The organism is Photobacterium andalusiense (genome assembly GCF_900185625.1).
Taxonomy (GTDB): domain Bacteria; phylum Pseudomonadota; class Gammaproteobacteria; order Enterobacterales; family Vibrionaceae; genus Photobacterium; species Photobacterium aquimaris.
In genome coordinates this window covers 249,396-276,028 of record NZ_FYAJ01000002.1, presented here as the reverse complement: position 1 = coordinate 276,028, position 26,633 = coordinate 249,396, and the positions used below count along the sequence as shown (strand labels likewise).

Genomic DNA, 26,633 nt, shown 5'->3' with positions numbered 1-26,633 from the left:
CCCTATCGCCCTCACTATGGGTGTCCTGTCTTTCCTTGCTAAAGGGTGAGCAACGCAATACCTAAGTTACCGCATAACCACCTTAAACAGTTAAACCAGCGCATAGTAGAAATGCCACGCGTACCGAATCACTTTTGAACAATTTATTATATGCCTAACCGCAATTAGCTACGATATAATCAACTTTTTTAACAACCTTTCTCCATTGAGATGATGTAAACTCTTGCTCTTCTAGTTCAGTTAGAAATTTTTCAAATTCCTTTTCTAGCTGATTTAGAAACTTTGTTGCGTGAATTACCTTCGTATCTACGCAAACAATCGGTAACGAGAGATCTCTACGAATACGCCACCCTCCAGTAGTTTCCGCTTGATGTAGAATACCGCAGCGAATGTGTTTATAAAAATCCGCTCCAAGTCCGATAAAATCAGTCAAATGATGTGATGTGGAAAAGAATTCCTCGAAAATCACGCTCCCTGACCCATGAGTTTTCTTCCATCCACGTTTTAGTGAAATTAGAGATTCAATAACTAAACACGATACTGCCATCATACTAAAGCCGTGCTTTGATTCATTGTTCTTGAATGGTTCAAAATATCTTTCTGAATAGCGATGGCGTAGAACAGTTATAATTTGAGCCTTATCCTGACTATCTTTTAATTGTTGCCAATCCTCTGATGAAAAGGATGACGATAATTCAACTGACATAAAGTCCTTATTACTACATGACATATAACACTATGTTAAATTGCTAGCCACCAATAGCCGAAAGTAGGACAGAAACAACAGACGCGATACTTCCTGCATGAGGCAAAGCTCCCAATAACGTCTTAACTACTGCTTTACTTGGCGTTTATAATTGAAATTGAGCTTCTACAGCATCAACAACCTCGAGAGCTTCTTGCTTTTCAGGTATATCTTTTTACAAGTCTTTCGATTTCGCTGCGAAGTAACTCAATATGCTCTGTAACTTCAGAGTAATGATTAACTATATTTGTCGAGTTATCTACAGAGTTGTTATTTACTCTAGCATTATCGCCGTTGAAGTTATAAGTATCGCTTTTTTAGCTTCTGGAATACCTAATTTCTGAACTTTCATTTGGTAATGTGCGGGTATTGTGTGAAACTTTTCATTGTAACCAGGATCGATAACCTTAAACGTTTCCTCACCACCGTTAGACATTGACCTTTGAATAAGATCATTTGATTCAATTAGCACATTTGACTGCATCAGATAAATGCTCTTATCTTGAATACTAGCTTTCAAGTCCGAGTGCTCCTCACCATTTATTTTAATAATTTTTATACGGTCGGTCATCATTTTTTGAAATGCATACCTCCTCCTGCAATTTAGCAGCTAATTAATAAGCATTCTTACTTCCATGCGAAATAACGTCCTTAAAATACCACAACAATAATCATTTTAATTCATAAATATCATAAACTTGGTTTCACAATTTTGTTTCAAAATGTTTATTTTAAATGTAGGAAATAAGAAATGTATTTAATCAGCCTTATAGAAGCAAACATGGGACAGCCATATTTTCCTGAAGACTATCAGTAAACTAATCTACTAGTGTTTGAGCATTAAAGAAGCCAGTGAAAATAGCTCTACAACGCGCGGATGGTAGATTCCCTATCGCCCTCACGGGCATTCACTGTAGGGAATGACGGAATTTGAACACGGGCATGTATTGTGGCTTAATCAACTTTACTATTGCTAAAATGAAACATGGGACAACCATATTTTTATAAGGACTATCCGTAAACTATTTAGCCCATGTTTGAGCATTAAAGAAGCCAGCGAAAATAGCTCTACAACGCGCGGATGGTAGATTCCCTATCGCCCTCACGGGCATTCACTGTAGGGAATGACGGAATTTGAACACGGGCATGTGTTGTAGAAAGTGACGGAATTGGGACGCGGGCATGTGTTGTAGGAAGATAGAGTGTAGACTCAGGCATGTGTTGTAGGAAGATACAGAGTGTAGACTCGAGCATGTATTGTGGCTTAATCAACTTTACTATTGCTAACTTAACGTTGTAATAAAACGACTAAACCTAGTTTCAGGCATCTTAAAAAGACACTTTTATGCTTTTAGCGACAGTAATTGTCGCTGAAAGCACTTTATAAATTTATAGCATTTAATATACTAAACTTAATAACACACTGATTATTATTAATTTATAATTAGTATTTATTTAGTACATTAATATATCACTATACTAATGGCTAATTTCCAAATCGATGTCTAAGTGTTTTGTAACTGCATGCCTCTAAGGGTTCTTGCCCTGTCGCCTTACGCTTGACGTTTAACTCATCCAGTTGTTGAAGAAAATCACGATACGCATTCATATATTTTACTCTTTTGAACTTAAACGTATGTTCACGCACCACACGTTTAAGTATGTCATTCATTTCAGGATGCAATTTTATTTCTTTATTCCCCTTATCATCATGACGCATGAGTAATGATTTTTTCTCCCAACCACTTTCCACAAACACTTTCATCCAACGTGCCAGGCTTCGATAACTTGGCGATGCTGTATCTTTGATTTGCTGTGCTTTTGCAACAATGTAAGGGTCAAGCCACTTCGGAGTATAAGCAGGGAAACCTTCATCTATAACACCAAGTACATATTGATACCGTCTTTCCATTTCTTTATGGGCTTTATCATCGAGTTTATCCCTCGAAATTACTTCTCGTTTTTTTAGTGGCTTACCAAATAAGATTGGTGGTAAATCATCAACTTGGGTTACTTTTAATTTCTTCGTTGCCACAAACATCTCAATCTGCTTTTTAGTAAAAATAAAATTCCCACCACTCTCGACATCTTTGAGATGAACATTCGGCCCTTTGAGATCGCTAACCTGCAAGAATGATGTTGTATCACCACGGAAGTTTTTCACGAATACCAATTTAGGATCTCGAAAGTTCATGCGCTCTCCTGTTGTTCTGGGGTTCACCCTATTTTAACAATCTCAAATTCATCAAAATTTGTTCATTTAGGGTGGTAAAATGATTAAATTAACATTATGTTTATTAAGTCTAGACCCTATTTGAACATTTGCCATGAGTAAAATTGGATACGCACGAGTATCAACCCAAGAGCAATCTTTAGCTATTCAAGTAGATGCTTTAAAGAAAGCTGGTTGTAGTAAAGTCTTCACTGATACTGCTTCAGGATCTAACCCTAAACGGAGTGGTTTTATTGAGCTTCAGAACTATTTAAGGGCTGGCGATACTTTAGTGGTTACACGGATTGATCGCATCGCTAGGTCGGTGCTCGACTTACAACAACTTGTTACTTCTTTGAAAGAGCAAGAAATAACTTTATCTGCACTTGAGCAACCAATATCAACGGACTCAGCTTCAGGAAAAGCGTTCTTAGATATGTTGGCTGTTTTTGCTGAGTTTGAGCTTAATATCCGTAAAGAAAGGCAGATGGAGGGGATTGCAGCAGCTAAAGATGCTGGCAAATACAAAGGGCGTAAGCCGATATCTTCAACTATTCAAGATGAAGTTTTATCGCTTTATGACAAACATACTTCCATTACTACCATTGCGAGACAGTTGAAGATCTCAAGAAATACCGTTTATAAAGTCATACGAAATCGCTAACAAACTTTTGTCGAGTAGACGACACTTGTTACCAAGTGCCGCCCCTCTAAGAACCGTACGTGCAACTTTCACTGCATACGGCTCAAGCCTCCACTAAGGCATCATTGATACCCAGCAACTTAAAACGAAGTCAGGACAGGCTCTTTCCAAGAGTTACGAGCTAGCCTTTTGGGTTTTCTCATCGCCAAGTATTCTTGGTATTGAGGGTCAAAAGGGGTCGCTGCACTCCTAATTTTCACGTGTCGTTCGATAGGCACTTTCGCTATTTGGAATAGATTGAAGTGACAGTCCATGTTCATGACTTTCTGCCAACCGTGAAATTGCCACTGGCCTTTACGATTGAGGAAGTACTTATGAACAACCCAGTCTTTGGACTTGGTTGGATGACGTCTAACTGCCCAGTGCCATAACGCTTGGAATAGTTTGTGGCCGACATACCCGAATATTTGTTTAGCAACACAATGGCGATAGTAATTCGCCCATCCCCTGAGTTTCGGATTTATCAACTTGATAAGATCGTTAACAGGGATGGTTGCGTGCTTTTTGATGAGTTCTCGTAGATTTCTCAAAAATAACAACGTGTTGGATTTGCTCGGCTTGATGAGCAATTTCCCTTTGTACTTCCTGTGATTGAAGCCTAGAAAGTCAAAGCCGTCATCAATATGAGTGATCTTCGTTTTCTCTTCGGAGAGGGTTAACCCTCTTTCTGCCAGAAAATCAGAAATCAACGGTTTGATGTCGTTCACGAGCACTTCCTTTGAAGAGCAGGTGACCACGAAATCATCTGCGTAACCAATAAAGTTAGCTCTAGCACTCTTTTTGAGCGCAGTGGATTTTATGTACTGCTCTAGCCCTGCGAGAGTCATTAACATCAAGGTCGGAGATATGATTCCGCCTTGTGGTGTACCCTCATCAGTATCATAGAACAGACCTTTGTCCATAAAGCCAGACTTTAGCCATTGTTCCAACATTCGCTTATCTACAGCGATGTTATCAAGAAGCCATTGATGGCCGATCTTGTCGAAACAGGCTTTGATATCCCCTTCAAGTACCCATTTGGCTGATTTCTTTAGAGCCAAACATTTGAAGCATTGACTGACTGCGTCAGCAGTACTGCGATTAGATCTAAATCCATAACTATTGGGGTCAGCAAGTGTTTCAGACACAGGCTCTAGTGCTAGTAGGTGGAGTGCTTGTTGCGCTCTATCAACCATGCATGGAATGCCTAATGGCCTGAGTTTGCCGTTCTTTTTGGGAATGTAGATGCGTTTAAGTGGTTTCGCTTTATAAGTCTTGCGACTAAGCTGATTGACTGCTTTCATACGGCGTGCATCTGTGTTCCAGATGACACCATCTATTCCAGGCGTTTTACTGCCTTTGTTTTGAGATACTCGCCTAACCGCAAGAAGCTTAGCTGAGCGAGAATGAGTTAAGAGCCACTGTAAGGAGTTCACCTTACCGTATTTCTTTTCTCTAATTGCTTTTGCGATACGCATTTGAAGCTTTAATACCTGCGCTTCAACGGATTTCCAGTCTATTGACTGCCATTGAGCACCGTCAGAAGATGCACTAATCTCTTCCGAGATCACCATTTGCTTTTCTCCTTAAATAAAGTTCTTCAAACTCTCTCGCAAAGGGAGACCAGTCGGAAGTGGGCTCACTTTCGTGATCAGACATGAGTCTGTATCTACATCATTACAATGTAGCTTTCGCTTTTTCCAACCTCCTATACCTGCATCATTATCGGCCACAACGGCTTTCCCAAAGGGAATGATACAGGCTTACCCTGTTCCGTATGTCACGTAAAATGTCAGCTTAGATGCCCACTATAGTGCGGAGAGTACTGCGATCACGAAAGAATACTGTCCAACTTCTTTCCAACTCTCATTGCCTTTTGGCCACAGCGTATTAACCACTTCCGCTGCTTCATCGTATAACGCACCTTGAATGGATTCACATACGTTCATCATACTGACTACCTAGCACTTACCCGAATTGTGGTTTTCAGGAGGAACGTCCTCTCACGATTCTTTTCCCACTCAGCCCAACGGCCAAGTTTCGTTACATTGTCCGAGCCGCTGCTTTATTCAGGCTCGTAGGTTCATCTGGTGATACAGATGGTTCATTCATAAAGCGATGAACAACGCTTCATACGACTTCAGGTCGCACGGACAAAAGCGAGTTACGCACTTTGCTCTATTTTGGCTGGTAAGTATTAGGAAAAGTAGGGATAACGCCCTGTTAATAGGCAAATTTTGCTGGGTTGATTTTTGCCTGCGGAGCAGAAAAGCAAAAAGCGATACAGCAAAATTTGTCCTTATTTAACAGATTGTTAGATTGCGACTTGTTCATGATTGTTTTACCAAATACTGCTCTAGTAACGCATATAAATCGTGTGGATACTCATAAAACTGGTCATCCAATTCACCTAAGAATTCGTCATATTGATCGCCTAAACACTGCAGTTGTTTTGACCTCAAAACGTGATCTCGGCTCGGTCCATTTTCACCAAAGATGGAATTCGCTTTTTCAGTAATTTCTGCTGTTTTGGGAGCTCCTATAATTCGCAGTGCTTGTGGCACATAATAGGCTAAGTCTCCTGCAGAGTTATAGTAGAATTGATCAAATCCACCATTGTTCACTTCCGCTTCAAGAGCAAATATAGATGCTACAACCTTATCTTGTTCGGATAACGCATCCATACCATTTAATCCTAGTTTTTCAAGTGCCTCTTCGAAGGCTGATTCGACGATTTCACTCATAGCAATCTAACGCCCTGTTAAGGTGTGAGCAACGCATTACAAGAGCCGCCGCAAACCACCTTAATCACTTAAACCAACGCATAGTAAAAATGCCACGCGTTGCGAATCACTCTTAAACAGATTGTTAACTGACTTTGGCGGAAACTTATTCTTGGTAGAAGCTTACAGAGGATGGGAGTTTACTTAGGTCAACCCGGTCATTGTGTTGGCCACTACGCCGCCTGAAATACCGATTAGGGCGGAAGATAGATGAGAATTTAGTGAGCCGGTTGTAGTGTTGGTTTTTTTCATGGTAGTCACCTTTGAAGTTGAAGTTGATAGGAAAAACACGAGTGTTATAGCCAATAATAAACAAACAACAGCGACTAGTGGACCAATTACAACTGAACCGATGGAGACCCCAGCAATAGCTGACCTAAGTAAACTGTTCACAAGGTAACATAAACAACTGTTTTTGAATAGTTAATTCTAGTACGCAGTCAGTTAACAGTATATTAATAAGCATTCTTACTTTCGCGCAAAAATACACGCATAAACAACCTTTATCATACTAGATATAATCTATATATATCATGAAGTTGATAACAATTTTTCACGCCTGACTCTCAATAAGAGGATGTGATAAGTAAGAAATGTATTTAATCAGTCTTATTAAATACAAACTGAAATGTTAAATGATATAATTTTCAATTGGTTATGATTCCACTTCTGTTTTTAACAAGAAATATTTCTTATTAAAAACAGAACTAAAGCGATAAAATCAACACGTTTCATTATAACTGTTTATATATACAGCAAATAAAACTAATCCAAAATCACATTAAAAAAAAATGAATGAGTATTTGATCTAACTCGTTTTGGGGCAATTCTGAGTTAGCAAAGTGGCTAACTCATTTGTGATCACCAAGCGATTCTGTCGTACCTTAAATCAAAAATAATAGATTTAATACTGCCATATTTTAGGGAAGTAACTCTTTAACATCACACTCAAGTACTTCTGCGAGTTGATATGCCTTTTCCAATGTTATGTTGACCTCACCACGCTCAATTCTACCAATATAGCTTCTGTCTATATCAGCTAATAATGCTAATTGATCTTGTGATACGCCTTTATCACGGCGTTTTGAACGTAAATTAACACCAAACTGTTTTGCTAAGTCTTTCATTTTAAGGGAGACCTAAAATGAAAGACTATCTAAGATTGATGATTATGTTACCACGGACTATAATCCGCAAATTATCAAAATAATATTTTCTATGACTGACTTAATAAAAATACATCCTGATATTCTGATGGCCTTAAAGAAAGTGAATGATGAACAGTTTAAAACAACAACAATTCGTGACCTGTTGATGCAGCTATTCCCTCGTTATACAAACCAAAATACCACTAGGCTTTTTGCTTCACGGCATTTATTGGATTTAACAACAAAAGGTGTCCTTACATGTACAGGGATCAGACATAGTAAACGATTTAAAAAATGCGATGATTTTAATTTGATTAAATTCAAAACAAAGAAACTACGTAAAAATCAACATGTGAAGCAGGTGGTAAAAAATCAAACTGACGAACTTAATGCAATTTCAGAAGGTTGTATCAAAAATCTGAAAACACAAAAAGCCATAATGGAAGCAGAGTTATCCATAAAACTTGCTGAGACTGAACAATACCAAGCGATGATCGAACAATTTCCAGAAACCGCCTTTCTTGCTTTGAAACTGCATTCTGAAGCAAAAGAAAATGCAGCTGCTATTGTTGGGCAAATTCGAGCAATATCTAACGTACTATCATACGGACAAATCTAAGGAATTAAGATGCTTCGGCTTTGGCAAAATGAGTGTATTTCTAACGCTGTTAATCATTATAAAAATGGACACAGTCATTTTCTTGCTCAAGCAACACCAGGAGCAGGGAAAACACGTATGGCAGCTCATTTAGCAAAGACATTATTTGATAGCGATATGATTGATCTTGTTATTTGCTTTTCACCGTCAAAGACTGTTGCCTCGGACATTCAAAAAACATTTGCTGCTGTTTTAGATTGTATTTTTAATGGTCAAGTGGCAACGCTGGGGTGCTCGATGACTTACCAATCGATGCAATACATTCATCGTGATTTTTGGAAAACAATTTCCCGCTACCGCGTGTTATGTGTCTTTGATGAAATTCATCACTGTGGAGGTAATGAAGATTCTGATAACAATAGCTGGGGTCAAACCTTAGTACATGATATTCAACATACAGCTTTGTATACACTGGCGTTAACAGGAACACCTTGGCGCTCCGATGAACTACCTATTAGTTTACTTTCTTATACTGATCCTGAAGGCAAGGTAATTTGTAACTACCAATATTCTTTAAAACAAGCAGTAAATGATGGCGTATGCCGACGTCCAAATATCACTTTAATCGATAGTGATAACATTTCATTACAGAGCAACACCAAACCTGAATACTTTAGCTCTATCAATGCACTGATTGAAAAGAGTAATACACATTATTCTTGTGTGCTTAATAATGATGATGCCCTAAATACAATCATTGAGTTAGCTGTTAATAAACTTGAAGCGATCAGACAAATTTCAATCGAAACAGGAGGTTTAATCGTAGCAGCCTCAATCATACACGCTCAAAAAATAATTCAAATATTAGAACAACAATTCGATCAAACTTGTGTGCTTGTTACTTATAAAGACAAGTACTCAAATAGAATAATTGAATCATTTAAGCACAGTGACACTCAATGGATTGTTAGTATTGGCATGATTAGTGAAGGCACTGATATTCCAAGGCTTCAAGTTTGCTGCCACCTTAGTAATATTCGAACAGAGTTATACTTTCGCCAAGTGTTAGGACGTATATTACGAACAACAAATACTGCCAATCAAGAAGCCTGGCTATACACTTTTGCTGAAAGTAATCTAGTACAATTTGCTGAACAAATCGAAATAGATATTCCAGAAAGTTGCTCCAGAATAACTATGTTTAACAATAATGATTACAGTGAACACGACAAAAAGCATTCTCAGAAACTTGCTAGTCATCTTACCGATAATAAAGCAAAGGATCATTGCTGTACGGTAGACTGGGAAAGCAGTGAAAATACATTCATATCTAAAAGCCTTGATATTCAAACTCAACATTCAGAGCTTACTCTAGGTAAATATCATACTCGCATAATCAGTGCTTTTATTTATGGCTAAATTGTTATTGGACAGAAACTGTTTAGATTATTTGCTCTATTTCGGCTAGTCGGTATTAGGAAAAATAATCAACGCCGCATTAAGGTATAACGTCCGATTGCTATACTATGAGCGAAGTGAAACAAGGAGCTGTAAGGAATCACCCTTAAATGATTTGTTAGGTTAATCTGCCTCAATTGGCTTAACAAAGCTATCATAAGGAAACTTTTGATTCATGGTGTTATACAGCATCGTATGTAGCTTGTTTAGATCGCAGACTGTTGAGTTTAGTTGATTAAAAATACGATCGGTTGACGTCACTAATGAATGAATAACGATAGAGTCAATACAGGATTCAACTTGCTCTAAATCGAAACCATCATGACTATCCAAGTGTTTACAAGGTTGGATAAACTCGTCTATATAGTATTTTGAGCGAGAATCTACATACTCTCTTATCGCTGAAACATTAGACTTACAGTTTGTAATTTTTGTAAAAATGTTAGGATCATAGCTGCCTATTAGAAACGCACATTTCTCAATATCGATATTCTTTAAATGATCAACAGAATAACGACTCAAAACCAAATTTAAACAGCTTTCAGAGTCACCAAGTACATAGCCATCATATACTTTTTCTAAATAACTGCGAGTAATCCAAGCTTGGTTAACTATCTGAACCATCAAATAATTGGCATAGGAAACCTGTCTATTCTTCTCTTCTACACGCCTTTCATTGACAATGTGTATAAGCGTAAATATCGCCGCAATTGCACCAACAGATGAGATAAAACCACCTAAAGAGTTCAGCACTGCAACAATATTTTTGGTATTGCTTTCGGCATAACTAAACACAACTGCACCGACATAGAACCCAAGAATCACTCCAGCAATGACCAATTTGTATTTTTCAAAAAACTTCACAAGTTCTCCATTAACCTAACGCTGCATTAAGGTGAGGCAACGCTACCACTAAACTGAACCATACCACCGTAAACACAAAACCCAACAATGAAATGAAAAATGCCAAGAATTGGAAATCAATATAAAATAGATTATTAGGCAAATACTGCCACTAAAGCTAATACTCGACAGGACCGAAATGTCCTTGATAACCAACGTGTGTGATGATAAGCCGATTAATGGAAACCATTTCTACTAAATTAGACTGAAGTGGGAAATCAAAAAGAGCTAAATTTTCTATTGTATAAGCTTTAGCATACTTTTCTCGTTCAGGGTGATGCCTACGTAATGACAAACCATAAGCAGTTTCGAATGGATGCCCTCCAGTTCTAATTAAGCTAAAAAATGATGGATAGATAACCCCATCATAACCTGCTTTTTTAGCAGCCTTAACTATGGAACGAGATATTTCATAGGAATGAGACTTAGCTAAAAACAACATATGTATAGCCATATCTAGACTCTCAAATTCTGTCGAATTCTCTTCTAAAACATGAGTCAAATCTAGCAACTTCAAGCTTTTTGTAGTTTTTAGCGTAGCTATATAAATATCATCATCTACCGAAGCTCGGCATTCATGAATACAGACATCCAGATCTTGAGAGCCATACATCACAGATAAATCTGATGAGTCTAAGCGCCCTCTACCTGAAAATTCAATTGGTGGACTATCATATTCCATTGGATCAGAAGGATTATCAGGGCTAATTCTCAAACGGTAAAATTTAGTCCCAATAGGAAGCATTTTTTCGGGATATTCATGTATTACACGTTTGATAACATCGTATCGTGTACTTTCATTTTGCAAGTCTTTAAGCGGTTCAACCTCACCGATCATCCATAAATTTGGACCGTAATGAAAAATACCAATTTGAGCGGCATTTTCTATTAACTTGATGTCATTCTTTAACCATGCCGATGGACGGATATCACTTTTACCATAATGATACTCATTGGTTTGAATTACAGGTGCTGCACCGTAATCACAACGAACTGTAGTTCCACTTACAAAAAAACGCCAAGCCAAATCTTTAATCAAATCTTTAGTAAGCTTACGCCCCCCTGAAGTACTACAGTTTGGGCAATCTTCTTGAGATTCATTACCTATTTTATATGCATCGATGCTTAAACCTTCATCATTAAAACAATTGGAACAAAGAAGTATTTTTTCACCAATAGGAGACTGTTTATTCATGTTTTACCTATTTGATTTCCACCTTTAACCATTAAAAATCACACATGGTAAAAATGGTATGCGTGACGAATTTACGCTGGATATTTTGTTAAACTAATTTTCAAATTATTCGCTGTAATAGAAAAGTTCGAATTCCCCAGTTAAAAAAGAGATATCCATACCTAGCTTTCCTCCTAACACTTCCATTAGGCTCATGACAGATAATTGATATCTTTCCATATTTTGACGAGAAAAGTCTCGTTGATATTTTGGAGCGAAAGAAAAACCAATGTATGTAATGGGATCTTTGTAATGTACTAGGTAGTCTCTTAACTTAAACAACTCAACAAGGTCATCGCGCCATTTTAACGAGCCATAATTTATCTCATTTTTTTTACAAAGATACTTAATCTTATCGACAGTCCCTTTGAATTGCTTTTCCTCTAAACCTGAAGTACTAGGAGTATTTTGCCAAGCTAGATTAACAAACGCTTCAGTTGCTATAGCCCAACCTAAAACAGATTCGATACACAAAGATATTGTTTTTTCATCATCAAACGCTGGACTCATTAACATAATGTCTTTTGCAGTCACAGGATCAGAGTGCCTAACTGAAACCAAATTTTTATCAGCTTCTAACCAACTCCTATTTGCGTTTTTGAGTAGAAGCTGTTCTACATTTAACCTGTATCCGTAACTCAATATGACTCCTATACTCTTGCACAATATCAAGTAGTGGACAATGACATACCCCACTCTAAGTAATTGTGCTGTAAGAACTAAATTCAATGTAAAACCAAAATATAAAGAGCGTTGAATGTCCATCTTAAACACTCAGTTAAATGACTCTATGCCCCGATTCTTCGATGTGTTCTTCAGTTAGTAATGGAATAATCTTGGGCTCCAACTCTTTACGTATGGTTGCTACATATGAAAGCAGTTTAAAAGACATACTTTCCAAAAGATCTAACTGTTCAAGGTTAAAACACCTTGAACTTCTATTCCTTACAGGCTGAAGCATTTGAAAACTCCCATAAATATGGACAGTAAACTTCATGTCAATAGCTTGAGAATCTGAATGTGCAATAAGCTGATTCCTTAGCTGAATTAATAACTTATGTAAGGATAGCTCGTCAGGCGATAGAATTTTTATTGCGGTATTAGGTAAATCGGGCACCTTGATTTGATTTCGAGAATCATTTCCAGAAAATGGCTTACAATAAGATAAAATCATCGCATTAGTTAAAGCAGATAAAACAAGAAAATTGCCATCTAAATCAACGTAAAGTTTGTTTTTCTTAATGTAGCGAACAATATCATGGGCTTCTTTAAAATCTGCAAATGAGATAGCAACTCGCTTGAACTGCCTCAACAGACCATCACTTTTTCTATCCACAACGACCTCTAATTTACTCGAATCGTATAACATTAAATTAATGAAGGTACACATTAAATATTAAGTAGCACGCATAGTAAAAATGCTACGCGTTGAGAATCACTCTTAACAGTTTTTATATAACAAAATCCACGAGTTCAAGCTTGCCGAATATATCGTGTTTTGCTTCTTTAAGCCCAATATGAGACAAGTCATGATTTTCATTAACCAATCTCGCTATCAATAGCTTGTGTTCTTGCGACATTCCGTAACCAAAGATAATTAACTTAAAGGCATCGAAAGGTATTCGTTTTAGGTTTATCTCGGAATATTCATTAAATAAGTGGGAAACTTGTTCTGGTAGTTGTAAACCAAAATCTGGTTGCACTTTTGCACCAATTTTCTCTTCACAGAACATTAAAGGGCACACTATTCTTGATTCCTCTTCATATGCCCATTTTTTATCTTTCGAATACAGTAACCGATCTGATAAATCCTCAATTTTAATACCTTTACTCAAAAGAGATTGTAGTGTTTCTATCGAGTTACTAAATTTATCTAATTGAAAATGCTCTATTGGCGCACCATTTATCCGCATTGTTCCTTTGTAATAGGTAAGCGAAGCTCTTTTCTCTGGTGTATAAGTTACATCTTTGGGTTTAAATTGATTGAAAAATGAATGTTCTTCATCAAAGGTAACAGCTAAACCCTTTCCATCACTTGCGTAATGAGTCCACATCAGCTCATTCGTAGCTGATTTAGATAGAGACAGTACACCTAACTTACAACTGAGAGCCTCAACTAAAAATAAATTAAGTTTTTGGACTGCTTTAACTAGGTTTTCTTTGTCATATTCTTCTATGGATTGGAAGCCATCCTCCCACAACATATGAGGGAACTGCTCGCCATACCTAACTCCTACAGGCTTAAGGAATAAGTTTTCTAGTTCTTCATTCGATGGAATGTAAGATGGATTCATCTCTATTTTTGAGTGTTCTTTTCGTGCCCAAGCATAATCCGCAGGTGAAAACTTATTAAAATACGGAGATAATCTTGCTTCACTACCCTTGTCGTTTAGATACTTAGGTTGAGTCATACGAAATAAGCCGTTTGAGATGAACTCAACTCTAGGCAACCAATTTTTGCTTTCTTGATCAAAGACTAAAGCATAATATTTTACGAGCACAAAATTTACCTTTGTTATACAGAGTGTTTAATTAGCATCGTTACTTTAACTTAAAAGAATGCCCCTAAAGCTCCATAATCATAATCAATTTAATTCATAAATATCATGAGCTTGGTTGCATTATTTTATTTCTAAGTATTTATTGAAAACATTCAGAGTAAGAAATGTATTAAGTAAGACTGATTTGCATAAAAATAAGTCAACAAAACTAATCCAAATTTACGTTAATACGATATGAATGAGTATTTTCTCTGAATGATAATGGGGCACTCCTGAGTTAAGCTGAGAGTATATGGGACCAGACTCATTGGGTAAGTTCGAACGAACCATCAAAAGTGTTACGACTCAAAATTCGTATCCCTCCAGCCCCAAATGTACCATGCGTTGCATAGCAGTATTCGAATAGCAGGATTTCTTCTAAGCCATCGCCGTTAAAATCAGCTCTTAAGACTTCGATAAGTTGTTGGCCCATACCCTCTTTATCTTCGACACACACCATGTTTTGTTTAATTCGCTTGATGTTTATCGTGCCGTCATCGACTTTGCTTTGATAGGTGACAGTAGTGTCATCTTCATCTGGCACATCTCCTAAGAAGGGGAACAAGGAAAACGGAAGAAGCTGCAAATCGACGACTCCAACTCTTGGGTCGTCGATAAAACTACACTCAGGTACTTTTGCAGCTTTTATTGCATTCAGCAGCCCGCATTGGTGCTCAAAGAAGGTGGACATCTTAATGTCAAAGTTAGTCAATGCGTAATATCCTGAATTAATTGCTTCGTTGTATTCCTTACAAGTCCTTACATATAGAGTTTCATTCATATCGTTAATTAATGTGGCACCATCAATATGATTGTTTTGACCGAGCTGCACTTGTCGGCTGAGGAGTTCGTCAATATCAACCTTCGAAATAGATCTAATCTCTTCAGTATTCAAGAACTTCAAGCTTTCTATCAGATGAAAAATTTCATCGGGCTTTTCTTTATGTTCATCAAGAATACTTGCAACTTCGGAGGGTGATAATTGCCCTCCCTCTAGGCATTGTTGCAATAGTATTAAAGCCTTTCCACGAATATTGCGCTTACTAATTTTTTCTAGATTCTTCAGAACTTCAGCTTTCTTACTTTCAGCAATACCAAGGAAAAATTGAGTACGAGCTTCGTCAAAAACAATGGAGCCTTTCTGAAGGTTTGCACCAGAGCGACAGGGTAATAGATTCTCGTACCCATGAATGTCGAATTTTGCACCCAATTTTAGCAACGACTTTACTTTCTCTAATTCAGTAAGGTTACTGACAAGGCTTTCAGGAAGAATGTGATCAATGTGAAAACTACTCATATCAAGTGGTTCCCTTGTATAAGCACATTTTTTATTATGGGCTAACCACAAGGCTTCTCGCTCGTAAGCAGTGAACTTTTGAGTAGACATTAATTTTTTGATGTCCTTAATCTGGTAATTGTTTGAATTAAAATATTACAAGAATTAGGAAGAAGATATTGATACTAGAATTTCAAGTATCACCCTTGATATTTCCAATATTTACTTATAATAAGGTGGCATGAGTTTGTCCAACACTCAGATAGTTGCCGGCTGCGCGACACATATCCTTATTTGTTAGCCATAATGTACTTTACGATGACAGTTAGGACAAACCGCAATAGCATTATCTACGGTATCATCACCGCCTCGGGATAGTAGTACTTTGTGGTGTACTTCTAGATAAGCTGTGCCATTTACACGACGAACAAAAGGCGCAGGATCACTGCATATTTCACATACACCGTCAGCTCGCTCAAGAACTTCAGCAACAACGTCTGGGTTGCGATCATAAACCGTGATTGTGACAGTTCTTTTTGAAGGCTTCTTTGGCGCTGAATCTAATCTTTTTCGTCTTGCTGCTGCTCCAGATTTAGATGACTTTTCAGCTAAAATAAACATTTCTTCATGGAGATCCAAGATAGTTGGTGGCTCTTTTGTAGAGCTACAATACTGTTGCAGTAGTTGATTTAAAGAATCGAGAGTTTCTACTTTTACACAATAGCCCAACCCTGGAGCAAATTTAGGGAAAGCGTCAAAAGCACTACTTTTCGGAATTCGTGACCATTCTTTAACACCTGCTATAGCACTAACTGAGTGCTCTAAACGGATAAGTGTTACTTTTCTATCGTAGATCGCAAATAATAACCCAGTCGGTTTATGTTCAAAAATTTTAACTTTCCAGTCATCTGATATGTGCTTTGTATTTATCCACTCAATATCGAGTTTATCAGCATTGCGTTCCAAAAATGGAAGCGTATAGATTTTTGGATTCACAATTTACTCCATACTTTATATTTAGGTTTATGGGTAACGGCTTATTAATAAGCATTCTTAACGTAAAATAACACCTCTAAAATTCAGCAATCATAATCAATTTAATTAATAAATATCATGACATTGATTGCATTTTTTATCTTTCACCGCTTTTTAAAGAATATAGAAATTAAGAAATGTATTTAATCAGTTTTATTAAATACAAATTGAAATGTTAAATGATATAATTTTCAATTGGTTATGATTTCACTTCTGTTTTAACAAGAAATATTTCTTATTAAAAACAGAACTAAAGCGATAAAATCACCGCGCTTCATTATAACTGTTGATATATATAGTGAATAAAACTAATCCCAAATTAAGTTAACACGATATGAATGAGTAAAAGCACTAAGTAGGAATGGGGCATAAGCGTGTTGGAGTCTCACACTAAAGCAGCTTACTTAGTACATTAACATATCCACGAAGATAAACTTCACCGCCATCAGTATCTTTCACCTGACCAGTTGGCATCACTACCCACCCCATCTTTTCCATAAATTTATCTGAAATAGCAGCCCTTATTGCTTCAGCCTCTAATGGTGTTAATTGTGATTTACTTTTAACCACGCTTTGCTGCTGTGAGGCTTTTTGAGTCCTATCAATAACAATATTTGAATTCGCTTTCATCACATTCAACTGATCACGATACTTATTACGCTCGGCAATCAACGAACCCACAACCGCCCTAATCACAGTATCATCAATGGAGTCTAAAATATGCTGATCATTACTGTTCAAAAGCTGCTTCTGACGCACTGAGAGGGGCTTCTTACGTGTTGTACCAGAATAGGCCGCCCATGCTTCAATCAATTGCTGAAAATGCTTACCAGTGCGGTTTCTGATGGTTTGAGTTGATGGCCCCCCCAGTTCTTTAGAATATTTACCAACAGTGACAATCGAAAAATCCAGTGGCTCTTTTTGGCTTTGTTCGTATAACACTTGATGAAGCACTCTCAATGCCGATTCAGTTCGCTTGGTCGCCTCAGCGCATAACTCTTCTAAAATAATTTCAGGATCGACAACACTATCCATTTTTCTTACCTCCGATAGAGTTAGATGGCGATAAGTCCGATAACCTTAAAATATTGACACCCGTTTTAGCTTCAATAGCTTTAACCCCTTCTTCTAACAAGCCAGCATCTTGCAGATACGTTTCCGCATCCAAATAGGAAGAAAGTATGCTCATAGCTTTATTTCTATCGGTTTGCCCAGTGGCCTTAATCATTGAGTTGATCATGGCATTACCAGCTAGAAGCTGTGCTTCATCATCCAATTGCATCAAAAATGGCATATAACCCGATTTCATTAACATGGTATTGAGCTTGTTACTACGGTGGGCAATTGCTGATGTCTTTTCAAGATCATCACGCAAATCGGTAAAGACTTCAGCATCATCACACAACTGAATCAATTGCCTGAACTCTGATTTAGTATCTAAAAAGCTAAAGTAAGGGGAAATATCCGCTTGAGATCCAATAGCAACCACTTTATCGCTAGCATCACCTGAACTCCGTTGTTCTTCGAGCTTTAACAACTTACGGATCACCTGAAAACACGCCACTAAATCTTTACAATATTCATCGGCTTCCGTTTGTTGCTTCTCTAGTCTGCGATCTAAATTATGCAAATCTTCATATTTGCCAAACGGCTCACCGTTAACTTCACAAAAGTACTCTTCGTCCAGCAGTAACGATTGCTCCTTTTCTAACCCAGCAGCTAACTTTGCCGCTTCACTGGCATGATAACTAAGGTTATTAAAATGAGCAGTTAAGGAATGAATGTATCGTATGTCAGTGATAAACCATCGGCAGCGGATACAATTCTCTATACCATGCGGTACTGGTGCGTATAAATCAGTTTGATTTCGATTAGCTTTTTTTAACTTCTCACCACCGTTCCAACAGCCAGATACAGAGGCATTTTCAACAACAGGTGAAGTATTTCCACCAACCAAGCAGATACCGATAGCCTTCTCTTGCCAACCAGCAGGGTTGCGCACTCTCAAAATAGTTTTTAATGACTCAATATCTTTAAATGCCGACTGTAACCCAATCTCTTCTATAGATTTATTAGCCAAAAAGCTCAGTAAGCTTTCATCGTCTTTTTCATTAATTTTGTCCTCTGCGGCTTTCATCTTCTTAGCCATCATCACAGGTGTCACTTTGGTATAATGCATAGTCATAATTAAACGGCTATGACCCACCAAAAGCTTTGATAACACGGGAGTTGGAATTTCACCATCAATCGAATAACAAGTGATTAATGAGACTCGTAAAGAGTGGAGAGGAAACAAAGTTTTTCGAGGATTCAACGCATCAATAAAACGAACTTTACTGCCATCAGATAATGTTTGCTTTGAGCGATAAACATCATCCTCTAGCTGCCTCATCAGTGTCACCCACAAAGTATTTAGATAACCAGCAGTAATTGGCATCAAGCGTTCACGCTTAATTGAAGCCGCTGCATTTCGAAATAAGAAACAGATGTTACCGATCTCATCTCTTTGAATATCCGTTTTAGTGCTACCAAAGTGTTTATAATCTAAATCATGAATTGAAGTCGGCTCATCAATAGGGTTGTATTTCTCTTGCCAATTTCTCAGTTTTTCAAGCCAATACAACATATCTTCGTGCTGCCAAGGGATCACATAACCACGAGTAATTTCATCCTTATTTCTATCTGCGGTTTTATTGGTATTAATGTATAACCCCGTCATTACATCACCAATATCTGGCGTTACAATACGGTTATAAACTCCTTTTTGCCAAGGACATTTCTCGCTACCTTCAATAAAGTTATGTTTATCATTAGCTACCCATTCACCTTGTTTATATCGCCATGTATCAGCTTCACCAGAGTCCAACATACGTACCTGAAAAGTACGTAATGGCAGCTCCAATTTGGTATAAAGTGCCATTGAGCGTACTGGTGACCACATAACAAAGAAACGATCACCTTCAGCAAAGTTCCGCAGGATATTGTTTACTCGAATACTACGAGGCTTATCAACAATGATTTCTCGCCATACACAGTCAGGATCACCTTTGTCTATTTGCGATTCATCAACAATAAACCAGTCGCGTAAGTGTCTGCCATTAACAAACAGTGCATCACTTTGGTCAATCGCCCACTTCCAATCCTCAAAGTTTCCTCTAGGTTTCGGACAAAGTATTCTCCGTAACTGTTTGATATATTTATAAGGTAGTGCGTTATAAACCGTTTCTTGGTTTTTCACAGGATTAGTGGCTTTAGTAAATGGATTTTTGAACATAGGTACTAAATCGCCGTTATCATTTGGTTGCGAATAGTACGTTTCAATCACCCAATCAATAAAATTACACGTTTCATTGTTTTGTCTAACCCGATAGCCTTCTGACAAACCACATTCAATTAAAAACTTATCGTAATCTATCTGCCTTAGCTCAAATAATTCCACTGGATCGATAATAAATCGAGGCACTAAGTAATCATTCAAAAATCGATTAAGTGCGCGCATCCTAGCATCTACACCATAATCTTTAGTATTAATCCAAGTAGCTGCTAACTCTCGCCAAGTTTCCCAGCCAGAACCGTGCTCATCAGTAAACCAGCAAAATTCATAATCAGTGGATTTCATAATTACTCCCGACGAAATTTAGGGTACTTTCCTGAAAATAACCCATCAGGATCAATGTCTTTAAACCCTGATTCCATCACTTCAGCCCAACTTAACTCAACATCATTTCTAAAAGCAGCGTACTCATGACTCTCTAATTGCTGCATAGCTTTATCACAAGCGATACTCACATCTCTTATGCCTGGTTGTGTATAAACCGACTGAGACATAATCGAAGCGTGATGCAACGCTTTCTTAATAATTTGTGGATCAACTTTGGCGTTCGACAATCTGCGCCCGTAAGCGTGACGATGCGCATGAGGTGTACGGCCTTGCGACTTTGAAACAGGAAAACCAGTTCGAGCCATTGCAGCTTTATAGCTTTGATTAAAAGCGTTCAAGGTCAATGCTTGACCTGTTACACCTTTAGAGAAACTGACAAATGCATAGGGGTGGTTACGCTCTAGTGGCAGTAGATAGAGCAAATATTGCTTCCACAAGTAAGCAAATAACTCCCCATAATAGGTAGAAAACCAATATAGATGAATGAAGTTATCATCATGATCGACTACTTTCGTTTTCCAACCCACACGGGCTGTTCCAGTTAATTTATTACGTGGAATCAAATGATATTGTTCAGCAAGATAAGCTGCACGAGTTGTCTGCTTTTTTCTTCCAATCCAATTATTTGGTGCCTTACCATCTTCAGGATGATATAGCCGAATAGTGACACTATTTGCATTTTCAGGATCCTTAAACACATCGCTTACCCATAAATGCAAAGCATCACTTTCACGAACTCCTGCACCATGCATCAGTAACACAATAAGCTGATCTCTAAGGGCTACTCTTACGTCTCTAGCAGAGCCTATTCCATCAATAAAAAATGGCTTAAATAACTGCTCAGGAAAAGAAATCGCATCACCATCAACTTTAAGCACATCTTTCTTTCCACGTACTTTCCGCACCTTTTTCATCATTTCAGGTAAAGCATTACCTTTTAAGTGTCCAAGAAAGTTATACTGATTTCGTTTAAACCAAGCCGCATAATTCAAACGCTCTTGGTGTGACGTAGCTTGCTCAAATGGATTTAAGCTTTGATTACCTTGATTTAGAGTTAACCAATCAGTTAATCCATTCAATGCTGATAAAAGCTGATTAACGTTAGAAACTGAGCGCGGTAGCCAATAAAGTGCTGATGGATCTCGCCCATCCTTGCCGATAGTGCCGCTAGATAAACGCTGCACAAAAGATTGAAATAGTTTACTGGGCTCAGAAAATAGCCCTCGATTAGCTTCCATATATTCAAGAAGTAACTGACAAGAAAAAACTACTCGATTCATCCAAGGTAAACTGTGCAGATGTGATTTACTAACGATGTAATCAAGCAGTGGTTCAAACACACCTTGAGTTGTAAGCAGCACGGGAACTTCAAGCATCAAGCCTGAGTTATCCACTTTGATTTGAGCTAGGGTTTTAACAATTGCTCCCACCACGACCACCAATCTCCACAAATGATTTAGTAGGTATAGTAGAGTTTTTGCTATAGATCTAATTAAAAACCAGAGTAAGAAATAACCCTCACTCTGGCTTAGGAATAGTTTTAGTATATCTTTAAGAGCTATAGATATACTTTATGCTTTTAAAAGGACACTTTATGCTTTCAGCGACAGTAATTTTAAAAAGCTGAAAAAATTTAAAGGCTTACAAAACAAATAATCTATCTATAATAAGGCTATTCATTTTCCATTCATGGCTAGTTAGTTACAGTTATAAATATGAAAAAACATTACAAATATTTATATCTTATTGGATTTATCAGCATCCTTAGTTTTCAGGTGGTTGCCGCGCCGACGACGGATATTGATGAACATCATGATAATGTCATGGATGCTGTTGCCCAAGGACTTATTCAACCTTTTTCTGCATTGCAACATCGAGTCCACCAGCAGCTATTAGCCCGTATTATTCGTGTCGAATTAGATAAAGATGATAATGAATGGATCTACGAATTAAAGCTTATTGATGCTAACAATAATATTATAAAAGTCGAGTATGAAGCCCGTACTCTTAAAATGATAGAAATAAAAGGACGCCACCTTGAAAGTGTCCTTAAGGTTCCAAAATGAAAATTTTAGTCGTTGAAGATGATGTTACATTAGGTGAGCAAATTGTCACCGGTTTAGAACAAAATGGTTGGGTTGCAGAACACTCTGCCGATGGTATTGATGCACTTTATCGTGCAACATCTGAACCATGGGATGCAATAGTGCTTGATTTAGGCCTACCTAAACTTGATGGTATCACTGTTTTAAAAGGCATTCGTGAAGAAAACGTGAATTGCCCAGTAGTGATCCTCAGCGCACGTAATGAGCTGACTCAACGTGTTGATGGTTTAAACGCAGGTGCTGATGATTACCTCACTAAACCGTTTCAAATGGTTGAATTAATTGCGCGTGTCCGTGCTCAATTACGCCGTGCTACAGGTAATGTTTCACCGGTTATTCAAGCTGGAGAATTGAGTTTAGATACTCGAACATCAAAAGTAACTTGGCAAGATCAAGTTGTTGATTTAACTGCTCTTGAATTTAAAGTATTATCATATTTAATGCACAATACCGACAAAGTTATCTCTCGTACTGAGTTAGTTGAACATATTTATAAGCAAGATTTCGATCGCGACTCTAATACTATTGAAGTATTTATTGGTCGTATTCGTCGCAAAATTGGTAATGATGTAATCAAGACAGTACGTGGTCTTGGATATCGTATCAATGCTAACTAACCCAATAAAAAATCGCCAACCAAGTATTCGTAACCGACTGCTGATTGCTGCAGCAGTTTGGTTATTGGCGATTACGTTATCTGCCGGTTACCTTGTTCCCTCTTTTATTAAAACCTACTTAATTGAACAAGAAAAATCACAGCTATACCTCTACATGGATCAAATTACCGCTCAGGTAGATATTGATAAACACGGTCAATTATTTGTTGATGGTCGATTATCAAACCCACGCTTTAATTTTCCATACAGTGGTTTATATTGGTCATTAAAACTCAATAAACAAGTTTTACGATCACGATCATTATGGGATACCACCATAAAAGGCAACGATAAGAAAGGCTTTGAAGGCCCAAATGATCAATCTCTTATTGTTGTAAAGCGTAAGTTTAGTTTGCCTGACAGTGATTACCCTATCGAATTATCGGTTGCGGTTAACCAAGACAAACTATTAAAAACGCTGCAGCAATTAACCCATGGTTTATGGGTGATTCTGACCATTATGGCGATTGGCATTTTAGCGTTAACAACATTGCAAGTGAGTTGGTCATTATGGCCATTACGTAAACTGCGCAAGAACCTGATTGAAGTACGTGAAGGTCACTCAACCGAGCTTACAGGACTTTATCCAGTTGAAATTCAGCCCGTTATTGATGATCTAAACGCGCTATTATTTCATTATCAAGAATTGTTATTACGGGCGAGAAATCACTCGGGGAATTTATCCCATGCGTTAAAAACACCGATTGCAATCCTCAATAATGAAGTATCGTTATTAGATCCAGCGACACAAACTAAACTTGCTCCTGCATTGCAACAATTGCAGCAACATATTGACTATCATTTAGGTCGTGCTCGCATGGCTGGCGCGATGAATATTCTTGCGACCAAAACAGCACTGTCACACCGTATTGATGCAATCTCATTAGCGATGGATAAAGTCTATGCTCATCGTGGCGTAGTGCTGGTGAATGAACTTGATAGCGATGTGGTAATTGCAGTAGAAAAAAGTGATTTAGACGAAATGATCGGTAACTTGATTGAAAATAGCTATAAATGGGCCAATAGTCTCATTCGCGTTTATCAAGAACCCATTGTTGATGGTCATATTGTGCTGGTAATTGAAGATGATGGTCCTGGTATCGCCACTGAAAAGTGCAAGCAAGTATTAAAACGTGGCGTTCGATTAGATGAAAATACGCCAGGAACAGGGCTCGGGCTCAATATTGTTAACGAGCTAGCACACAGTTACCGTGGTGATTTAGTCTTGACTCACAGTACGCTAGGTGGCTTAAAAGCTATGCTTTACCTGCCAATTCCACGAAACTAACATCTGAAATATGCCCATAAATAAAAGCCCTACAAAGTACAACTTTTGTAGGGCTTAATTCGACAACACCAACATATTATTTTCCTAGAACCTACAACGCACGCATCAAAATTTCAAACTCTTCTTGTGCTGATTCAATTAAGCATTCAAGCTCTTTGGCATCTTTATTACTAAGATCTAATTGCCAACAGACTTGCTCTGCTTCACGGCATACTAACAATGTTTTCATTCCCGCTTTGTTAAACCATAATTGTGAAAATTCTGCCTCACATAAAGAATCATCATCAGCAATAATAACCTCTAACTTCCCTGTTGGAATCACTCTTACACAAGCATTACCTTGTTGATTACCACATAACGTAAAATTTCGTTGTTCCACTAACATTACAGATCTCTCCCTGTTTCTTATAAAATCGAGTGTTGTGCACCCAGCCACATAGCTTTAATAAGTGTAGATTCATAAATTGATATTAGAGGACTTTTTATGATGATTAATCACTTTATTATTTCATTCAATTGATTATTCATGCATGGTTAGCACCATAAAAAGTCAAGATCGCTATAGATTATTCAAATAACAGAATGATATATTAAAAATATTATCGAAAGCTAATTAGGAAGATAACAATAAATGATAGATTTTCGCTCAGATACAGTAACCCGCCCATCAGAAAAAATGCGTCAATTAATGGCATCTGCTGCCGTTGGTGATGATGTTTATGGTGATGACGCAACAGTTAATGATCTTGAACAGTGGGCAGCTGAACGACATGGCTTTGAAGCGGCAATTTATTGTAGTTCAGGAACACAAGCTAACTTACTTGCATTGATGGCACATTGTGAGCGTGGCGATGAATACCTTTGCGGTCAACAAGCACACAACTATAAATTTGAAGGTGGCGGTGCCGCTATATTGGGTTCAATCCAACCTCAACCTTTAGAAAATGATCCTGACGGTAGCATTCCATTTACAAAACTCACTGCCGCCATTAAACCACTCGATCCTCACTTTGCACGCACTAAGCTACTTAGCCTTGAAAATACCATTAATGGTAAAGTGTTACCGCTTACGTATATTCAACAAGCACGTGAGTTTGTTGATCGACACGGCTTGCAGCTGCACCTTGATGGCGCACGTGTCTATAATGCTGCAGTAGCAATGGATGTTGATATTACAGAAATCGTTAAATACTTCGATTCATTTACGATTTGTTTATCAAAAGGTTTAGGCGCACCTATCGGCTCTTTATTATTAGGCGATAAAACCTTAATCGCTAAAGCGCGTCGCTGGCGTAAAGTGCTGGGTGGTGGTATGCGTCAAGCTGGCATTATTGCAGCTGCTGGTAAACTTGCATTAACAGAAAATGTTGAACGTCTTGCTAATGATCACCGTAATGCACGTTATTTAGCGGAGCAGCTAAACACTGTTGAAGGCTTTAGCGTAAACCTTGATCATATTCAAACCAATATGGCGTTCGCCAAAGTGGATCAACATATCGATCAAGCTCAATTAATCGATACCTTAAAGCAACAAGGTATTTTAATTAGTGGTGGTAATCCAATGCGTTTCGTTACTCACTTAGATGTTACAGCAAATGATATTGATACTTTTATCGCTGCATTAAAAAGTGCGTTATAACTGATTAAGACTCACTTATTAGCCCATATCATTCACTCATAGATATGGGCTTTATATGGCAAAGATTGATATTCATCACAACCTAATAAATAAAATCTCTTTTTAGCCCTCAATAGGCGCAGATAAACTACGCTTATAGTTAATCAAGATATTAGATATACGGGTCTATAATATAGGTGTGAGCACATCGACAAGGATGATAATATGGATGATATTCAATTATGGTTAGCCACAATTAAAGCATGGTATCGTGACAATAACCCTAATAATATAGCCCCTCTTACCGCTATTATTGCCACCACACCAACAGCGTTATTTACAACATCTGAACACAATAATACTGCCGTTAATCAACAAGAAGAAGCCCTCGCATATTGGCTTGATAGTTGCCAAAAAATCTGTCAGTTTTATCACCACCAACAGCCGCAACTTGCCTTTACTTATATTCAACTCCCCTATGCAAAATTACAGGCTTTAGTCTGCGATCCACACCAAAACGCTACTACTAAACGCTGGGGATTAAAAAAACTCGATACCGTTATTGTCACATTACTTGAGTTTTGCCAATGTCAGCCACAACCAGAATGGCAGCAACAAAGCCAAGATTTAATTGATTTGCATGTCACCTTTATGGCGGCGCAGCAACATCTTAATCTTAGATATTAAACGG

26 protein-coding genes are annotated in these 26,633 nt (G+C 37.8%); 8 read left to right on the top strand and 18 right to left on the bottom strand.

The features are described from left to right. Positions 1-154 precede the first annotated feature (154 nt). From PAND9192_RS06750 to PAND9192_RS06740, 3 genes are all read right to left on the bottom strand, one after another. Positions 155-706: a hypothetical protein gene (locus PAND9192_RS06750; RefSeq protein WP_087853113.1), complete on the bottom strand. Its 552-nt coding sequence runs from the start codon at positions 704-706 to the stop codon at positions 155-157. A gap of 313 nt (positions 707-1,019) precedes the next feature. Beyond that, positions 1,020-1,319, bottom strand: coding sequence for a hypothetical protein (locus tag PAND9192_RS20790; protein WP_200817786.1), 300 nt, complete (start codon positions 1,317-1,319; stop codon positions 1,020-1,022). Positions 1,320-2,231: 912 nt separating this feature from the next. Continuing rightward, on the bottom strand, positions 2,232-2,939 hold the full coding sequence (locus tag PAND9192_RS06740) for a hypothetical protein (protein WP_087853112.1): 708 nt from the start codon (positions 2,937-2,939) through the stop codon (positions 2,232-2,234). Between the two features lie 133 nt (positions 2,940-3,072). Here PAND9192_RS06740 and PAND9192_RS06735 point away from each other — a divergent pair, with 133 nt between their 5' ends. Beyond that, a complete protein-coding gene (locus PAND9192_RS06735) occupies positions 3,073-3,621 on the top strand; it encodes a recombinase family protein (protein ID WP_087853111.1) in 549 nt (182 codons plus the stop codon). 119 nt (positions 3,622-3,740) lie between these two features. On the opposite strand, the gene ltrA is transcribed toward PAND9192_RS06735, so the two are convergent. The 4 genes from ltrA to PAND9192_RS06720 all read right to left on the bottom strand — a co-directional run bounded on the left by ltrA (position 3,741) and on the right by PAND9192_RS06720 (position 7,549). Beyond that, entirely contained in the window at positions 3,741-5,213 is a 1,473-nt protein-coding gene (gene ltrA, locus PAND9192_RS06730; protein WP_087853110.1) for a group II intron reverse transcriptase/maturase, read from the bottom strand. 234 nt (positions 5,214-5,447) lie between these two features. Then, positions 5,448-5,591 carry a hypothetical protein gene (locus tag PAND9192_RS20785; RefSeq protein WP_162486904.1) on the bottom strand — a complete coding sequence of 48 codons (144 nt, stop codon included), beginning with the start codon at positions 5,589-5,591 and terminating at the stop codon, positions 5,448-5,450. Between the two features lie 378 nt (positions 5,592-5,969). Next, positions 5,970-6,383: a DMP19 family protein gene (locus PAND9192_RS06725; protein ID WP_087852930.1), complete on the bottom strand. Its 414-nt coding sequence runs from the start codon at positions 6,381-6,383 to the stop codon at positions 5,970-5,972. Between the two features lie 959 nt (positions 6,384-7,342). Continuing rightward, positions 7,343-7,549 (bottom strand): helix-turn-helix domain-containing protein, encoded by a 207-nt coding sequence (locus tag PAND9192_RS06720; RefSeq protein WP_061000837.1) that lies wholly within the window; start codon positions 7,547-7,549, stop codon positions 7,343-7,345. Between the two features lie 91 nt (positions 7,550-7,640). On the opposite strand from PAND9192_RS06720, the gene PAND9192_RS06715 reads away from it, so the two are divergent. Together PAND9192_RS06715 and PAND9192_RS06710 are read left to right on the top strand one after the other, a co-directional pair. Beyond that, positions 7,641-8,189, top strand: coding sequence for a VspR family transcription factor (locus PAND9192_RS06715; RefSeq protein ID WP_065176289.1), 549 nt, complete (start codon positions 7,641-7,643; stop codon positions 8,187-8,189). A gap of 9 nt (positions 8,190-8,198) precedes the next feature. After that, complete coding sequence (locus PAND9192_RS06710; protein WP_061000841.1) at positions 8,199-9,587, top strand: DEAD/DEAH box helicase; 1,389 nt, start codon at positions 8,199-8,201, stop codon at positions 9,585-9,587. A gap of 162 nt (positions 9,588-9,749) precedes the next feature. Here PAND9192_RS06710 and PAND9192_RS06705 read toward each other — a convergent pair whose 3' ends face one another. From PAND9192_RS06705 to gmtY, 10 genes are all read right to left on the bottom strand, one after another. Then, on the bottom strand, positions 9,750-10,490 hold the full coding sequence (locus PAND9192_RS06705; RefSeq protein WP_087853109.1) for a hypothetical protein: 741 nt from the start codon (positions 10,488-10,490) through the stop codon (positions 9,750-9,752). 157 nt (positions 10,491-10,647) lie between these two features. Then, on the bottom strand, positions 10,648-11,724 hold the full coding sequence (locus PAND9192_RS06700) for an RES family NAD+ phosphorylase (protein WP_087853108.1): 1,077 nt from the start codon (positions 11,722-11,724) through the stop codon (positions 10,648-10,650). A gap of 105 nt (positions 11,725-11,829) precedes the next feature. After that, positions 11,830-12,528 (bottom strand): hypothetical protein, encoded by a 699-nt coding sequence (locus tag PAND9192_RS06695; protein ID WP_087853107.1) that lies wholly within the window; start codon positions 12,526-12,528, stop codon positions 11,830-11,832. A 13-nt stretch (positions 12,529-12,541) separates the two neighbouring features. Beyond that, complete coding sequence (locus tag PAND9192_RS06690) at positions 12,542-13,099, bottom strand: hypothetical protein (protein ID WP_200817785.1); 558 nt, start codon at positions 13,097-13,099, stop codon at positions 12,542-12,544. 115 nt (positions 13,100-13,214) lie between these two features. Beyond that, positions 13,215-14,264, bottom strand: coding sequence for a DUF2971 domain-containing protein (locus PAND9192_RS06685; protein WP_087853105.1), 1,050 nt, complete (start codon positions 14,262-14,264; stop codon positions 13,215-13,217). Positions 14,265-14,568: 304 nt separating this feature from the next. Next, positions 14,569-15,690 (bottom strand): hypothetical protein, encoded by a 1,122-nt coding sequence (locus tag PAND9192_RS06680; protein ID WP_087853104.1) that lies wholly within the window; start codon positions 15,688-15,690, stop codon positions 14,569-14,571. 186 nt (positions 15,691-15,876) lie between these two features. Then, the gene (locus PAND9192_RS20860) at positions 15,877-16,575 is read right to left on the bottom strand and encodes an HNH endonuclease (protein WP_234999000.1); all 699 of its coding nucleotides are present in this window, start codon (positions 16,573-16,575) and stop codon (positions 15,877-15,879) included. A 429-nt stretch (positions 16,576-17,004) separates the two neighbouring features. Continuing rightward, positions 17,005-17,649 carry a gamma-mobile-trio protein GmtX gene (gmtX, locus tag PAND9192_RS06670; RefSeq protein WP_087853103.1) on the bottom strand — a complete coding sequence of 215 codons (645 nt, stop codon included), beginning with the start codon at positions 17,647-17,649 and terminating at the stop codon, positions 17,005-17,007. Then, the gene (gene gmtZ / locus PAND9192_RS06665; RefSeq protein ID WP_087853102.1) at positions 17,642-20,233 is read right to left on the bottom strand and encodes a gamma-mobile-trio integrase GmtZ; all 2,592 of its coding nucleotides are present in this window, start codon (positions 20,231-20,233) and stop codon (positions 17,642-17,644) included. Before gmtZ ends, gmtX begins: the two co-directional genes overlap by 8 nt. 2 nt (positions 20,234-20,235) lie before the next feature. Further along, positions 20,236-21,708, bottom strand: coding sequence for a gamma-mobile-trio recombinase GmtY (gmtY, locus tag PAND9192_RS06660; RefSeq protein ID WP_200817784.1), 1,473 nt, complete (start codon positions 21,706-21,708; stop codon positions 20,236-20,238). A gap of 282 nt (positions 21,709-21,990) precedes the next feature. On the opposite strand from gmtY, the gene PAND9192_RS06655 reads away from it, so the two are divergent. Genes PAND9192_RS06655 through PAND9192_RS06645 form a run of 3 tightly spaced genes read left to right on the top strand, consistent with a single transcriptional unit; the run spans position 21,991 to position 24,324 of the window. After that, positions 21,991-22,341, top strand: coding sequence for a PepSY domain-containing protein (locus PAND9192_RS06655; protein WP_087853101.1), 351 nt, complete (start codon positions 21,991-21,993; stop codon positions 22,339-22,341). Further along, entirely contained in the window at positions 22,338-22,997 is a 660-nt protein-coding gene (locus tag PAND9192_RS06650) for a response regulator transcription factor (protein WP_087820134.1), read from the top strand. Before PAND9192_RS06655 ends, PAND9192_RS06650 begins: the two co-directional genes overlap by 4 nt. Then, positions 22,987-24,324, top strand: coding sequence for an ATP-binding protein (locus PAND9192_RS06645; protein ID WP_087853100.1), 1,338 nt, complete (start codon positions 22,987-22,989; stop codon positions 24,322-24,324). The genes PAND9192_RS06650 and PAND9192_RS06645 overlap by 11 nt, the downstream gene beginning before the upstream one ends. A gap of 91 nt (positions 24,325-24,415) precedes the next feature. On the opposite strand, the gene PAND9192_RS06640 is transcribed toward PAND9192_RS06645, so the two are convergent. Then, positions 24,416-24,709, bottom strand: a complete 294-nt coding sequence (locus tag PAND9192_RS06640) for a hypothetical protein (protein ID WP_087853099.1) — start codon at positions 24,707-24,709, stop codon at positions 24,416-24,418. Between the two features lie 249 nt (positions 24,710-24,958). Here PAND9192_RS06640 and ltaE point away from each other — a divergent pair, with 249 nt between their 5' ends. Both ltaE and PAND9192_RS06630 read left to right on the top strand, forming a co-directional pair. Further along, positions 24,959-25,963, top strand: coding sequence for a low-specificity L-threonine aldolase (gene ltaE, locus PAND9192_RS06635; protein ID WP_200817803.1), 1,005 nt, complete (start codon positions 24,959-24,961; stop codon positions 25,961-25,963). A 204-nt stretch (positions 25,964-26,167) separates the two neighbouring features. Then, positions 26,168-26,629, top strand: a complete 462-nt coding sequence (locus PAND9192_RS06630; protein ID WP_087853097.1) for a DUF2753 family protein — start codon at positions 26,168-26,170, stop codon at positions 26,627-26,629. Positions 26,630-26,633 lie beyond the last annotated feature (4 nt).